This window comes from Rhodopseudomonas sp. P2A-2r, assembly GCF_026015985.1.
In the GTDB taxonomy this organism is placed as follows: domain Bacteria; phylum Pseudomonadota; class Alphaproteobacteria; order Rhizobiales; family Xanthobacteraceae; genus Tardiphaga.
The window spans coordinates 3,936,100-3,949,528 of the sequence record NZ_CP110389.1 but is presented as its reverse complement, the minus strand read 5'-3'; the positions used below and the strand labels follow the sequence as shown (position 1 = coordinate 3,949,528).

Here is a 13,429-nt window from a genome sequence, read left to right as displayed (position 1 = left end):
ATCATCATTGTCCGACACTGAAGACAACAAGCCCGGGGAGCCGCCGGCCCCTCGGATATTCGTCCCGTTTCGATTCTCGATGAGATGAAACGCTCGTACCTCGATTACGCCATGAGCGTGATCGTGGCGCGCGCGTTGCCCGATGCGCGCGACGGCCTCAAGCCCGTGCATCGTCGCATCCTGTTCGCCATGTACGAGAACGGCTTCGAATGGAACAAGCCGTACCGCAAGTCGGCTCGCACCGTCGGCGACGTCATCGGTAAGTATCATCCGCATGGCGACCAGTCGGTCTATGACGCCATGGTCCGCATGGCGCAGGACTTCTCCATGCGCGTGCCGCTGATCGACGGCCAGGGCAATTTCGGTTCGGTGGACGGCGATGCTGCGGCCGCCATGCGATATACGGAATCGCGCCTGACCAAGATCGCGCAGCTGCTGATCGACGATATCGACAAGGACACAGTCGATTATCAGGATAACTACGACGGTTCGTTCCGCGAACCGCGGGTGCTGCCTGCCAAATTCCCCAACCTGCTGGTCAACGGTGCCGGCGGCATCGCCGTCGGCATGGCCACCAACATCCCGCCGCACAATCTCGGCGAAGTCATCGACGCCTGCACGGCGCTGATCGACGAGCCCGGCCTCACCATCGATGACCTGATCAAGATCATCCCCGGGCCGGACTTTCCGACCGGCGGCATCATTCTCGGCCGCGCCGGCATCCGGCAGGCCTATCTGACCGGCCGCGGTTCCATCGTGATGCGCGGCAAGGTGTCGATCGACACCATCCGCAAGGATCGCGAAGCGATCGTCATCTCGGAAATTCCCTACCAGGTGAACAAGGCCACCATGGTCGAGCGCATCGCCGAACTGGTGCGCGAGAAGAAGATCGAGGGCATCTCCGACCTGCGCGACGAATCCGACCGCGACGGTTTTCGCGTGGTCATCGAGATGAAACGCGACGCGGTGCCCGAGGTGGTGCTGAACCAGCTCTACAAGTTCACCCCGCTGCAGACCAATTTCAGCGCCAACGTGGTGGCGCTCGACGCCGGCCGGCCGCAGGTGATGAACCTGAAGGACCTGCTGACGCTGTTCATCGCGTTCCGCGAACAGGTCGTCACCCGGCGCACCAAGTTCCTGCTCAACAAGGCGCGCGATCGCGCCCATATCCTGGTCGGCCTGGCCATCGCGGTGGCCAATATCGACGAGGTTATTCGCGTGATCCGCACCTCGCCCGATCCGGCGACGGCGCGCGATATCCTGATGTCGCGCGACTGGCCGGCCAAGGACGTGGCCACGATGATCATGCTGATCGACGATCCCCGCCACACGCTTGCCGAGGACGGCACGGCGCGGCTGTCGTTCGAGCAGGCCAAGGCGATCCTCGATCTGCGCCTGGCGCGCCTGACGGCCCTCGGCCGCGAGGAAATTTCCGACGAGCTGGAAAAGCTCGCGGTGGAGATCGCCGACTATCTCGAGATCCTGCGTTCGCGCGCCCGCGTGCAGAGCATCATCAAGGACGAGTTGTCGGCGGTGAAGTCCGAATTCGCCACCCCGCGCAAGACCGTGATCATGGAGCACGAGGGCGAGGTCGAGGATGAGGACCTGATCCAGCGCGAGGACATGGTGGTGACCGTGTCCCATGCCGGCTACGTCAAGCGGGTGCCGCTGTCGACCTACCGCGCGCAGCGCCGCGGCGGCAAGGGTCGCTCCGGCATGGCGACGCGGGACGAGGATTTCGTCAGCCGGCTGTTCGTCGCCTCGACCCATACGCCGGTGCTGTTCTTCTCGTCGCGCGGCCAGGTCTACAAGGAAAAGGTCTGGCGGCTGCCGATCGCGCCGCCGAACGGCCGCGGCAAGGCGCTGATCAACATCCTGCCGCTGGAGCAGGGCGAGCGCATCACCACCATCATGCCGCTGCCCGAGGACGAGGCGACCTGGGAAACCCTCGACGTCATGTTCGCCACCACCGGCGGCGGCGTCCGGCGCAACAAGTTGTCGGACTTTGTCGACGTGCGCCGGTCCGGCATCATCGCCATGAAGCTCGACGAGGGCGAAGCCATCGTCGATGTGCAGATCTGCACCGAGCATGACGACGTGCTGCTGACGGCCGCGGGCGGCCAGTGCATCCGTTTCCCTGTCTCCGACGTGCGCGTGTTCCAGGGTCGCAGCTCCATGGGCGTGCGCGGCATCACGCTCGGCGACAAGGACAAGCTGATCTCGCTCACCATCCTGCGCCACATGGATGCGAATTCCGAGGAGCGTGCGGCCTATCTGCGGCGCGCCAATGCGGTGCGCCGTGGCGGCGTCGAGGAACGCGGTCTGGTCGAGGACGAGGCGGCCGCCGCCGAGACGGAAGAGGCGACCGCGGCGATCGAACTCGGCGAGCAACGCTATGTGGAGATGTCGGCCTCCGAGCAGTTCGTGCTGACCATCAGCGAGAACGGCTACGGCAAGCGGACCTCATCGTTCGAGTACCGGACCACCGGTCGCGGCGGCAAGGGCATCGTCGCCATGTCGGTCAACGGCCGTAACGGCCGGCTGGTCGCCTCGTTCCCGGTGGAGGACGACGACCAGATCATGCTGGTGACCGACAAGGGGCAGCTGATCCGCTGTCCGGTGGGCGGCATCCGCATTGCCGGCCGTTCGACCCAGGGCGTGACCGTGTTCGACACGGCCGAGGACGAGCATGTGGTGTCGGTTGAGCGGATCGGGGAAACTGGTGAGGAGCCGGAAGGCAACGGTACGGCACCGGTCGTCGACGAGTGAGTAACCGGACTTAAAAGCTCGCTGGAATCAAAAAGCCCCCGGTGGAAGCCGGGGGCTTTTTGATGGAGCGGGCAGGTGACGGACGGTTACTTGCGCTCGGCGGTCACCAGCCGGGCCTCGCGGATATTGGCAGACTTGGTGCCGGCGTTGCGCAGGCAGGAGGCCTCGAAATTGGGCCAGGCCTGCTGCGAGCAGTCGCGGCCGAGCGGCTTGATGTCGAGGCGGTCGCCTTTTGCCAGCGCCACCGGCACCGACGCTTCTACCTGCGGCGCGAAGCCCGGGAGAACGGTGAGGGCGGCGGCGACGAAAGCTGCGATCGCGATGGCTGAAAGTGTCTTGATCATGACGGTCCCCTGTCATTTGGGCCGTTTTGGCCCGTTTTGGCTTGTCGCTTCCTGTGGGTGCCTGAATAGTCAGGCGCTGTTTCAAGAAGTTGTCGTCACCTGGAAAACTGGTTTCGTCCGCCCCGAATTTCTGTTTCGTCCATCCTTCGGGACGACACATGAGGTCGGAAACCGCTGTCTTTTCAGCCACGTCGCCGGCTCCCCCAATAGACGCGCCAGCCCCCGTGTTGGTTCGATTCACGGCTTAAAATAAACCTTGGCAGAAGGTGGGGTTTTAGGGGAACCAACTCGGCTTGCAGCGTTTCCAAGGGCGCGCTAGAGGGGGATGCCCCGTATCGCGCTTTATCCCGGCTCATTCGACCCCGTTACCAATGGTCACCTCGACGTGGTCCGCCACGCCGTCGGCCTGTGCGACAGGCTGATCGTGGCGATCGGCGTGCACCCCGGCAAGAAGCCGCTGTTCTCCACCGAGGAGCGGCTGGAAATGGTGGAAGCAGTATTCGCGCCGCTGGCCGCCGCCGCCGGCTGCGCCTTCGACTGCACCACCTACGACAATCTGACCATCACCGCGGCGCAAAAGGCCGGCGCCACGATCATGATCCGCGGTCTGCGCGATGGCACCGACCTCGACTACGAAATGCAGATCGCCGGCATGAACGAGACCATGGCTCCCGCGGTGCAAACCGTTTTTCTGCCGGCTTCGGTGAGCGTTCGCCCGATCACCGCCACACTGGTGCGGCAAATCGCGGCCATGGGTGGTGACGTCTCGGCGTTCGTGCCGCCGGCGGTCGCCGAAAGCCTGAAGCTGAAATTCGCCTGACGTTCAAACTCGCCGGTTGACCGGCTTTCTCTGATCCGGAGTTTTCATGATCCGCATTTTCGCCGTCGCTGCTGCCCTGCTGGTCGCAGCTCCCGTGCTCGCGCAAGCGCCTGCCGCCATGGCGCCCGCCACCGCGCTGCCGGCTGGTCTCGACAAGGCCAATGCCGTGGTGATCGACACCACCAAGGGGCGCATCGTGTTCAAGCTGCGCACGGATCTGGCGCCCAAGCATGCCGAGCGCATCAAGCTGCTGACCCGCGAAGGCTATTACAACAACGTGCCGTTCCATCGCGTCATGGACGGCTTCATGGCGCAGACCGGCGACGGCCAGAATTTTAACGGCACCGGCGGCTCGAAGTATCCGAACCTGAAGGCCGAGTTTTCTTCGGTCCCGTTCAAGCGCGGCATCGTCGGTATGGCCCGCGCCGCCTCCGAGGATTCCGCCAATTCGCAGTTCTTCATCATGCTGGCGGAGAATGCCGGCCTGAACGGCAAGTACACCGTGGTCGGCGAAGTCGTCTCCGGCATGGATGTCGTCGACAAGCTCAAGAAGGCCCCGGCCGGTTCGCCGAGCGGCGCGGTCACCGACCCCGACAAGATGGTCAAGGTGCAGATCGCCTCCGACATCAAGTAACCATCAATGCTGCGACGATCGACTTCGGTTGTCGTCGCGGCAGGCCTGCTGGCCCTGGCGTTTGCGGGCGCAGGCAAAGCGATCGCTCAGGATCGGCCGGTCGCCACGCTGGAGGAGATGTTTGCGAGGCTGCAACGCTGCTGGCGAGCGCCGGCGCTGCCCCGCGGACATCCGGGGATGCAGATCACGGTGCTGTTCAGCCTGCAGCGCGATGGACAGATCTTCGGCAAGCCGCGGATCACATTTGAAACGCCGGACGCTTCCGCGGCCGACAGCATTGCCTACCGAACGGCTGTGATGGAGACATTGCAACATTGCACGCCGATGCCATTTACCGGGGGCCTGGGCGACGCCGTCGCAGGACGCCCCTTCAGAGTGCGGTTTGACGACCGCAGAAACCAACCCAAACCAGCAGAGAAGCAAGCATGGCTGTTACCGAAAACACTTTGATCCTCGAAACCACCCAGGGTCCCGTTACCATCGAGATGCGCCCGGACCTCGCGCCGGGCCATGTCGCCCGCATCAAGGAACTGGTCCGCGAAGGATTCTATGACGGCATCGTGTTCCACCGCGTCATCGACGGCTTCATGGCGCAGACCGGCTGCCCGCAGGGCACCGGCACCGGCGGTTCCGGCAAGAAGCTGAAGGCCGAGTTCAACAAGGAGCCGCATGTCCGCGGCACCACCTCGATGGCCCGCGCGGCGAGCCCGGATTCCGGCGACAGCCAGTTCTTCATCTGCTTCGACGACGCCTCGTTCCTCAACAACCAGTACACGGTGTGGGGCAAGGTCGTGGAAGGCATGGAGAACGTCGACAAGATCAAGCGCGGCGAGCCGGTGCAGAACCCCGACAAGATCGTCAAGGCCCACATGGCCGCCGACGCCGCGGCGTAAGCAGAACGTCGCTCACTACCAGAGTTCGTCATGCCCGGGCTTGTCCCGGGCATCCACGTTTTAAGACGTCATCGCAAGCGACACGTGGATGGCCGGGACAAGCCCGGCCATGACGTACCCATAGAACGACAACGTATGCGCACCGACCTTTTCGACTTTCATCTGCCGCCTGAGAATATCGCGCTGCGCCCCGCCAGCCCGCGCGATTCTGCGCGGCTGCTGGTGGTGCAACCCGGTGCTGGGCTGCAGGACCAGACCGTTGCCGATTTGCCGGGCTGGCTGCGGCCGGGCGATCAGCTGGTGGTCAACGACACCAAGGTGATTTCCGCGCAGCTGGCCGGCCGCCGCATCGGCCGCGAGCCCGAGACCAGGATCGACGCCACGCTGATCAAGCGGCTCGACGGCTCACGCTGGCAGGCGCTGGTCAAACCGGCCAAGCGGCTGGTACCCGGCGATACCGTGCGTTTCGGCAGCGAGGGGCGGGTCTGCCTGCTCGGCCATCTCGATGCCGTCGTCGAGGCCAAGGGCGAGGCCGGCGAAGTGACGTTGTCGTTCAGCTTTCACGGTCCCGCACTCGACCAGGCCATCGCCGAACTCGGCGCGCCGCCGCTGCCGCCCTATATCGCCGCCCGCCGCAAGCCGGACGAGCGCGACGCCGAAGACTACCAGACCATGTTCGCGACCCAGGACGGCGCGGTGGCCGCGCCCACCGCCGGGCTGCATTTCACCCCGGCGCTGGAAGCCGCACTGCGCGAACGCGGCGTCGGCCTGCATCGGGTGACGCTGCATGTCGGGGCGGGCACCTTCCTGCCGGTCAAGGTCGAGGACACCACCGAGCACAAGATGCATTCGGAGTGGGGCACCATCTCGCGCGAGACCGCGGATGCGCTGAACGCCGCGCGCACGGCCGGCGGCCGGGTTGTCGCCGTCGGCACCACTTCGCTGCGGCTGCTGGAAAGCGCCGCCACCGAAGACAACATCATCCATCCCTTCGCCGACGAGACCGCGATCTTCATCACGCCGGGCTATCGCTTTCGCGCGGTCGACCTGCTGCTGACCAATTTTCATCTGCCGAAGTCGACGCTGTTCATGCTGGTCTCGGCCTTCAGCGGCTTCGAGACCATGACGAAGGCCTATGCCCACGCCATCGCGTCCGGCTATCGGTTCTATTCCTATGGCGACGCCAGCCTGCTGTTTCCGGATAAAACCAACTCATGACCGTACCCAATCATTTTGAACTGCTCGGCACCGACGGCGCCGCGCGTCTGGGCCGGTTGACCACGCCGCACGGCGAGGTTCGCACCCCGGCCTTCATGCCGGTCGGAACGCTCGGCGCCATGAAGGGCCTGCACTGGCGCGAGGTGCGCGACGCCGGCGCCGACATCGTGCTCGGCAACACCTATCACCTGATGCTGCGCCCCGGAGCGGAGCGGATCGCAGCCCTTGGCGGCCTGCAGAAATTCACCACCTGGAACGGGCCGATGCTGACCGATTCCGGCGGCTTCCAGGTGATGTCGCTGGCGCAGCTGCGCAAGGTCACGGAGCAGGGCGTCACCTTCCGCTCGCATATCGACGGCGCCAAGTTCGAGCTGACGCCGGAGCGCGCCATCGAGATCCAGCGGCTGCTGAATTCCGATATCGCCATGCAGCTCGACGAATGCGTGCGGCTGCCGGCCGAGCACGCCGACATCGACCGCGCCATGCAGCTGTCGCTGCGCTGGGCGGAGCGCTGCAAGCGCGCCTTCGAGACGGCGCCGGACGGCTACATGCTGTTCGGCATCGGGCAGGGCGGCGACGTGCCGGCGCTGCGTCGCCTGAGCGCGCAGGGCCTCGTCGATATCGGCTTTCATGGCTATGCCATCGGCGGCCTTGCGGTCGGCGAGCCGCAGGACGTCATGCTGGCGATGATCGAGGAAGTCGTGCCGATCCTGCCATCAGACCGGCCGCGCTATCTGATGGGCGTCGGCACGCCGGACGACATGCTGGAAGCGGTGGCGCGCGGCGTCGACATGTTCGACTGCGTGATGCCGACCCGCAACGGCCGCCACGGCATGGCCTTCACCCGCCACGGCCAGCTCAATATGCGCAACGCCCGCCACATCGACGATCCCCGTCCGCTGGATGAAGAAAGTACCTGGCCGTCGACGCGGGACTATTCCCGCGCCTACATCCATCATCTGGTGCGCTCCGGCGAGACGCTGGGCGCGATGCTGCTGTCGGAAATCAACATCGCCTATTACCAGAGCCTGATGCAGGGCATCCGTGCGGCGATCGCGAATGGGACCTTCGCCGAATTCCGCGAGCGCACCCGCGCGGGCTGGGCACAGGGCGATATCCCGCCGCGTTGACGGCGCAGGGGCTCGGTGAAGCCGGGAGCCCGGCGAAGCTAGTTGCGGGACGGCGATGACGCAGGTGCCGCGAGCACGTCGCACAAGACGTTCGTCAGTCGCGCGCGCGCTCCCGAGTGGGTGAAATTGTGATCGGCATCAGGGATGATCGAAATCGAAGCGCTGGGATAGCGGCGGAGCCGCGCGCCCTTGCGTCCCATATAGGTGCGAAATTCGCCGAGAGCGTGATCGCCTTCCGCAAACAACATCGCCAGACCAACGCCTCGACTTTCGAGGGTCTGGAAACGGCGATGCCCCTCCTTGTAGAGCTGCTGGCCCGGCCCGCCCGCAAGAATCTCGCTTGGCTTCAGCGAGACCATGCGAGCAAGGCGTTTTGACACAAAGGCCGCTGCGGTCTTGAAACGCAAATTGCCCGACAGCAGCCGTCTCAGGCTTCGTTTGCTGAACAGCATCGCAACCGAACCGCTGATGGTGCGGTGGGCCGACTGCACCGCTTCTGCGACGGTCTCCCTGGGGTCCCAGACAAAACGCATGATGTTGATGACGACGACATTGCGAACGCGCACATCCTGCACGGCCGCCTGGAATGCTGCGTAAGCACCGCTGCAGCGTCCGACCAGAGCGATCGGGCCGGCATCGAGCTGCTCGACATAGTCGATCGCGTGGCCCATGTCGGCAATTGTCTCGTCCGAATAAAGCACTTCGGCCGGCGCGTTTGCCGAAGCCGGACTGTCACCGATGCCGCCTGCATCGAATCTCAACGAGGCGATGCCCCGCGCCGCGAGGGCGCGCGCCTGTTCCACTGCTGCGCGACCCCAGCCGATGTGATAGTCGCGTCCGGAGTTCGCCAGCACGGCAATAGCCAGCGACGTTCGGCCGAGCGGTCGGCACAGCACACCGAACAGCCGCTCGTCGGGCCCGAACCGGACTGGCAATTCCTCGAAGTGTGGGCCAGCGATCGGCCGCGCGGGCTCCGGCGCCTTGGCTGAAAGGTTGCCGTCAGCCATCGGAGAAGGCGCGAGGTCGTCGATCCATGACACGATGCGTGCCAGCGTGCCGAGCTGCGGTTCGGCCGGCGTGGGATCCTCCAGGATCGTTTCATATCCAGCGTAGTTGATGGAGCAAACATCGGCTCCGAGCGTCTTCAGGTGGTTGCCGATCGGGCTGCTCTGAGCCATTTGACCACGTTCGACCAGCAGGACCTTTGCGGCCGGGCGCTGCGTTGCCCGGGTGAGGTCGATGGCCTGGATGGCCGCGGCGCGGCTGCTCGCCAGTGGAATGCCGGCGACGTCGTAGCCGTTGTCACCCAAAGGGTCAGGTCCGATCCCCATCCGTTCGGTCACCATGCGCGACCAGGCTTGAAGTTCGCGAAGATAAGCGCGGCCCTTCACCAGCGGTGTCATCAGGACCGTCGCGGCGACGTCGGGCAGCTCCGGCCCGAGCTGGGCTGCCAGACTGGCGCCAAGGCCTTGTCCGACCAGAACCAGCTCGATGCCGGGGTTATGTTCGCGCAGGAACGCAACGCCCTGACGGGCGGCAGCGAACCAGTCGGAGATGCCTTCGGGCGCGCCGACGGGATCGATGGCATCGGCGGTGCCGGGATAGTCGAATCGGAGGCAGGGGTGGCCGGCTGCGGCAATGCTCTCGGCCAGAACGCGCCATGTGGCGCGGGTACACAATTCCTCGTAGCCGATAGGCGCCAGCAATAACACCGCCTTGCGCCCTGGCCGATCGATGCGGCCCGGGTAGTAGAAGCCGCCGAAAGTGCCAAGCGTTACCGGTAGGCCATATCGAGAATTCATGATCTTCAAACTGTCACTGTTCGCCTGATCCAGTTCGCCAACCGAACGGGCCGGAACTTCGATATTCGCAATCCAGCAATCACCCTAGCGAAAGACCGATTTCATAGCTTACGGGCGACTACGGTGTCATTCGATATCGTTGTCCATCATTAACACGTGCTACTGCGCGTTAGAGGTCTTGTACCGCGATCTTCTTGAGGCGATGCAGTCGCCGCGAACGCGCCGACCGCCATGGGACGAGCGCGTCAATTTTGCGCGCCGAAATTTCCATTTCATTAAGCTTGATGCCGAAACGGTGCGTCGCATCCGGGAGTGTTTAAGATTCGCTCGACTTTTAGCTGATATTGGTCCGACAACTCTGACACCGCCCCGGCCTCAAGGGGACATAACTGTGGAGAAAAAGAATGCGTGATCGGGTGCGCGCCATTGTGGGATCGATGAACATTGTTCCCGTTCCGGTCGATGGCTTGTCCGACGAGGACAATCTGTTCGATGCGGGGATGACGTCGTTCGGTTCGGTTCAGCTGATGCTGGCGATCGAGGAGGAATTCGACATCGAATTTCCCAACAGCCTGTTGACCCGCAAAACCTTCGCGACGTTTGGCGGTCTGATTTCCGCCGTCGACCAGCTCGTCTCCGAGAAGGTCTGAGGTCATGATGCCGAGCGCGGTGAAGCAAGGCGTCGACGCGCCGGTGGCCGCGTCGTGGCGTGACGTAATGCGGCGGGTCGCCACCGACGTGGCGGCTCCGAATGCCGATGTTGCAGACCGGGATGGGACGTTCCCTGCGCAGACATTCGAGGCGCTTCGCGGCCACGGCATGCTCGGCCTGATGGTGCCGAAGAGCCTTGGCGGGGAAGAGCTGGATTTGCGCAAGATCGCCAATCTTTGCGCGATCCTCGCGGGAGCCTGTGGCGCCAGCGGCATGATCTACGCCATGCACCAGATCAAGCTGTCGAGTCTGGTCGCCCATGGGATGGAGACCGATTATCACCGCGCTTTGATGCGCGATGTTGCGTCCAAACAGCTGCTGATTGCGTCGTCGACCACCGAAGCCGGCATCGGCGGCGATATGCGCGTGTCAAATTGCGCGATCGAGACGACGGGGGATCGTGTCTCGCTGACCAAGCAGGCGACGGTCCTGTCCTACGCAGTTGAGGCCGACATCATCATGGCGACCGCGCGCCGCGGCCCGGCGTCGGTAGGGTCCGATCAGGTCCTGATCGCGCTGCGGCGTGACGACTATCAGCTGCAGCGTACCGGCGATTGGAATACGCTCGGCATGCGCGGCACCTGCTCCGGTGGCTTTCTGCTGACGGCAACGGCCGACGCCGAACAGATCTTCCCAAAACCCTTCCGCGAGATCGCCGTGCAATCCATGCTGGCCACCGCCCATGTGCTGTGGGCCAGCGTCTGGTTCGGCATCGCGAGCGATGCCTTGTCGCGCGCCCATGCTTCAGTTCGCGCGACCGCACGGCGCATGCCGTCGGACTTCGCGGGCCCGCTGCCCGGGGCGGTGCGGTTGGCCGAGGCCACCGCAAAGCTGCAGACGTTCAAAGCGACCCTCGTCGCCCATATCGATCGGTTCGAGACGGCGAAGTCCGACGAAGACGACCTCAGCTCGATCAATTTCGCGATCGAAATGAACAATCTCAAGATCATGGCTTCGACCATGGCCGTCGACGTCGTGCGTGAGGCGCTGATGGTGACCGGCATCGCTGGCTATCGTAACGACGGTCCATTCTCCGTTGGCCGCCATCTCAGGGATGTGCTGTCGGCACCGCTGATGGTGGCGAACGACCGTATCCTCGCCAACACCGCCGGCCTGGTGGTCGCGAGCCGATTTGATTCAGATCTGGAGTGAGTGTGATGAACGCGCCTGCTAAAATCGTGCAAAGCCCGGAAGCATTTCTCACCGCCTTGTTCGACGAGTCGATCCTGATCAAGACCGGCGTCGACGGCCTCTACGGCCGCGCCGGCGTGTTCGAAGAGGTCATCGACGGGTTCGAAAACGCGGTCACCAAAATGGCCGTCGGCGATCAGGCCACGCGGATTCATTTTCCGCCGGGCATGCCTCGCAAGAATCTCGAGAAGGCCGGCTACATGAAGAGCTTCCCGCAGCTGGCCGGCTGCGTCCACTCCTTCATGGGCGACACCATCGCTCACGGCAAGCTCGTCGCCATGATCGATCGCGGCGAGGACTGGACCGAAATGCAGGACCCGACGGAAATCGCCCTGACGCCGGCGGCTTGCTATCCGCTGTATCCCACCGTCGCCGCGGAAGGTCCGGTGCCCGAGGGCGGCCGGCTGTTCGACCTCAAGTCCTACTGCTTCCGCCATGAGCCCTCGAAGGATCCCGGTCGGATGCAGCTGTTCCGGATGCGCGAATTCGTCCGCATCGGCACGGCCGACGAGGTGACCTCGTTCCGGGCGACCTGGCTCGAGCGCGGCGAGAAGCTGATCTCCTCGCTCGGCCTGCCTTGCGTCATCGATGTGGCCAACGACCCGTTCTTCGGGCGCACCGGCCGCGTGCTGGCGTCGAGCCAGCGCGACCAGGGCCTGAAGTTCGAATTGCTGATCCCGGTCGCCAGCGATGACAATCCGACGGCGTGTCTGTCGTTCAACTATCATCAGAACCATTTCGGCAGCCTGTGGGGCATGAATTTCGCCGACGGCGAAGCCGTGCATTCGGCCTGCGTCGGCTTCGGCCTGGAGCGGACCGCGCTGGCGCTGTTCCGTCACCACGGCACCAAGGTCGATGCGTGGCCCGCGGACGTCCGCCGCGTGCTGTGGGGCTAGGCCTTGCACCCCGTCTGCGTCATCGAGGGACTGGATCCCGCCACCTATGCGCGTCACGCCTTGCATGACGCCGCGCGAAATTGGCCCGAGACCAACTGCTACGTCGATCTGTTGATCGAGGTGCTGGCCCAGCGCGGGCACGATCCGCGCGCAGCGCTGGCTTTCACGGTCGCGCAGGATTACGAGGGCGACCAGTTCACGTTCTTCAAGTTTCCGCCCGCCGATCTCGCGCTGCTGTACGGCGTCGAGGTTCTGGAGCTGGCGATCTTCGACCAGTTGGAAGAGCACGTCCGCGTGCAGCTGGCGCGCGGCCGTATCCCCATGATCGAGGTCGACTCCTGCTATCTGCCGGATACCCGCGGCATCACCTATCGCCAAAGCCACAGCAAGACGACCATCGGCGTCAACGTGCTGGATTCGGCGGGCCGCCGGATCGACTACTTCCACAATGGCGGTTACTTCCGCCTCGATGGCGAGGATTTCGACGCGCTGTTGCGACCCGCAAGCGACAACGGTCTGCCGCTGTTCCCCTATGTCGAATTCATCAAGTTCGGTGCAGCGCCGCCGGTGCACGCGCAGATGGACAAGTCCCGTACGCTGCTGGCGCACCATCTGCGTCGGCGGCCGTCGCAGAATCCCTTTACCGCATGGGGTGACGCGATCGGTGGCGACATTGCCAGGCTGATGGAACGGCCGGCCGGGTGGTTTCACACCTACGCGTTCAGCACCTTGCGTCAGGCCGGTGCAAATTTCGAACTGCTGGCGACCTATCTGGCATGGTTGCAGGAGCAGGGTGACCCGGCGCTGGAGCGCGCCCGGCTTGCCGCGGAAGCGATCGCCGGCGGCACCAAGATCATGCAGTTTCAGTTCGCCCGCGCCTCGGCCCGCGGCAAGGTCCCGGATGTCACCGAGGCCATCCGCCAGCTCGCTGATGATTACGACATCGCCCTCGACTGCCTCATGAACGGTTTCGCTGCGCGCTGCGCCGCAGCCTGATCGCCCCGCGACCTGATCGGCTATC

General features: G+C 64.4%; 12 protein-coding genes and 1 pseudogene. 11 read left to right on the top strand and 2 right to left on the bottom strand.

Going from position 1 to position 13,429, the window contains the following annotated elements; translation table 11 throughout:
- Nucleotides 1-7 precede the first annotated feature (7 nt).
- Nucleotides 8-2,769 (top strand): annotated as a pseudogene (gyrA, locus tag ONR75_RS19095) (DNA gyrase subunit A).
- 86 nt (nucleotides 2,770-2,855) lie between these two features.
- On the opposite strand, the gene ONR75_RS19090 reads toward gyrA, so the two are convergent.
- Nucleotides 2,856-3,113: a hypothetical protein gene (locus tag ONR75_RS19090; protein ID WP_265078642.1), complete on the bottom strand. Its 258-nt coding sequence runs from the start codon at nucleotides 3,111-3,113 to the stop codon at nucleotides 2,856-2,858.
- Between the two features lie 325 nt (nucleotides 3,114-3,438).
- On the opposite strand from ONR75_RS19090, the gene coaD reads away from it, so the two are divergent.
- The 6 genes from coaD (at nucleotide 3,439) to tgt (ending at nucleotide 7,808) form a co-directional block, all read left to right on the top strand.
- Nucleotides 3,439-3,933: a pantetheine-phosphate adenylyltransferase gene (coaD, locus tag ONR75_RS19085; RefSeq protein WP_265078641.1), complete on the top strand. Its 495-nt coding sequence runs from the start codon at nucleotides 3,439-3,441 to the stop codon at nucleotides 3,931-3,933.
- A 46-nt stretch (nucleotides 3,934-3,979) separates the two neighbouring features.
- Nucleotides 3,980-4,567 (top strand): peptidylprolyl isomerase, encoded by a 588-nt coding sequence (locus ONR75_RS19080; RefSeq protein ID WP_265078640.1) that lies wholly within the window; start codon nucleotides 3,980-3,982, stop codon nucleotides 4,565-4,567.
- A 6-nt stretch (nucleotides 4,568-4,573) separates the two neighbouring features.
- Nucleotides 4,574-5,017, top strand: coding sequence for a hypothetical protein (locus tag ONR75_RS19075; RefSeq protein WP_265078639.1), 444 nt, complete (start codon nucleotides 4,574-4,576; stop codon nucleotides 5,015-5,017).
- Complete coding sequence (locus ONR75_RS19070) at nucleotides 4,993-5,460, top strand: peptidylprolyl isomerase (protein WP_265078638.1); 468 nt, start codon at nucleotides 4,993-4,995, stop codon at nucleotides 5,458-5,460. Before ONR75_RS19075 ends, ONR75_RS19070 begins: the two co-directional genes overlap by 25 nt.
- A gap of 135 nt (nucleotides 5,461-5,595) precedes the next feature.
- On the top strand, nucleotides 5,596-6,678 hold the full coding sequence (gene queA, locus ONR75_RS19065; RefSeq protein ID WP_265078637.1) for a tRNA preQ1(34) S-adenosylmethionine ribosyltransferase-isomerase QueA: 1,083 nt from the start codon (nucleotides 5,596-5,598) through the stop codon (nucleotides 6,676-6,678).
- On the top strand, nucleotides 6,675-7,808 hold the full coding sequence (tgt, locus tag ONR75_RS19060; RefSeq protein ID WP_265078636.1) for a tRNA guanosine(34) transglycosylase Tgt: 1,134 nt from the start codon (nucleotides 6,675-6,677) through the stop codon (nucleotides 7,806-7,808). Before queA ends, tgt begins: the two co-directional genes overlap by 4 nt.
- A gap of 38 nt (nucleotides 7,809-7,846) precedes the next feature.
- Here tgt and ONR75_RS19055 read toward each other — a convergent pair whose 3' ends face one another.
- Nucleotides 7,847-9,610, bottom strand: coding sequence for a serine aminopeptidase domain-containing protein (locus ONR75_RS19055; RefSeq protein ID WP_265078635.1), 1,764 nt, complete (start codon nucleotides 9,608-9,610; stop codon nucleotides 7,847-7,849).
- Nucleotides 9,611-10,014: 404 nt separating this feature from the next.
- Between ONR75_RS19055 and ONR75_RS19050 the strand changes: the two genes are divergently transcribed.
- The 4 genes from ONR75_RS19050 to ONR75_RS19035 are packed head-to-tail and all read left to right on the top strand — an operon-like array spanning nucleotide 10,015 to nucleotide 13,404.
- Nucleotides 10,015-10,260, top strand: coding sequence for an acyl carrier protein (locus ONR75_RS19050; RefSeq protein WP_265078634.1), 246 nt, complete (start codon nucleotides 10,015-10,017; stop codon nucleotides 10,258-10,260).
- Nucleotides 10,261-10,267: 7 nt separating this feature from the next.
- The gene (locus ONR75_RS19045) at nucleotides 10,268-11,473 is read left to right on the top strand and encodes an acyl-CoA dehydrogenase family protein (RefSeq protein ID WP_265083731.1); all 1,206 of its coding nucleotides are present in this window, start codon (nucleotides 10,268-10,270) and stop codon (nucleotides 11,471-11,473) included.
- Between the two features lie 26 nt (nucleotides 11,474-11,499).
- Nucleotides 11,500-12,408 carry an amino acid--[acyl-carrier-protein] ligase gene (locus ONR75_RS19040; protein WP_413776525.1) on the top strand — a complete coding sequence of 303 codons (909 nt, stop codon included), beginning with the start codon at nucleotides 11,500-11,502 and terminating at the stop codon, nucleotides 12,406-12,408.
- 3 nt (nucleotides 12,409-12,411) lie between these two features.
- Nucleotides 12,412-13,404 (top strand): DUF1839 family protein, encoded by a 993-nt coding sequence (locus ONR75_RS19035; protein WP_265078632.1) that lies wholly within the window; start codon nucleotides 12,412-12,414, stop codon nucleotides 13,402-13,404.
- Nucleotides 13,405-13,429 lie beyond the last annotated feature (25 nt).

What these genes read in the sequence shown, in the direction of transcription:
- queA (WP_265078637.1), top strand. Translation starts at nt 5,596, where the DNA reads ATGCGCACCGACCTTTTCGACTTTCATCTGCCGCCTGAGAATATCGCG.
- ONR75_RS19075 (WP_265078639.1), top strand. Translation starts at nt 4,574, where the DNA reads ATGCTGCGACGATCGACTTCGGTTGTCGTCGCGGCAGGCCTGCTGGCC.
- tgt (WP_265078636.1), top strand. Translation starts at nt 6,675, where the DNA reads ATGACCGTACCCAATCATTTTGAACTGCTCGGCACCGACGGCGCCGCG.
- ONR75_RS19050 (WP_265078634.1), top strand. Translation starts at nt 10,015, where the DNA reads ATGCGTGATCGGGTGCGCGCCATTGTGGGATCGATGAACATTGTTCCC.
- ONR75_RS19055 (WP_265078635.1), bottom strand. Translation starts at nt 9,610, where the DNA reads ATGAATTCTCGATATGGCCTACCGGTAACGCTTGGCACTTTCGGCGGC.
- coaD (WP_265078641.1), top strand. Translation starts at nt 3,439, where the DNA reads ATGCCCCGTATCGCGCTTTATCCCGGCTCATTCGACCCCGTTACCAAT.
- ONR75_RS19080 (WP_265078640.1), top strand. Translation starts at nt 3,980, where the DNA reads ATGATCCGCATTTTCGCCGTCGCTGCTGCCCTGCTGGTCGCAGCTCCC.
- ONR75_RS19070 (WP_265078638.1), top strand. Translation starts at nt 4,993, where the DNA reads ATGGCTGTTACCGAAAACACTTTGATCCTCGAAACCACCCAGGGTCCC.
- ONR75_RS19045 (WP_265083731.1), top strand. Translation starts at nt 10,268, where the DNA reads ATGCCGAGCGCGGTGAAGCAAGGCGTCGACGCGCCGGTGGCCGCGTCG.
- ONR75_RS19090 (WP_265078642.1), bottom strand. Translation starts at nt 3,113, where the DNA reads ATGATCAAGACACTTTCAGCCATCGCGATCGCAGCTTTCGTCGCCGCC.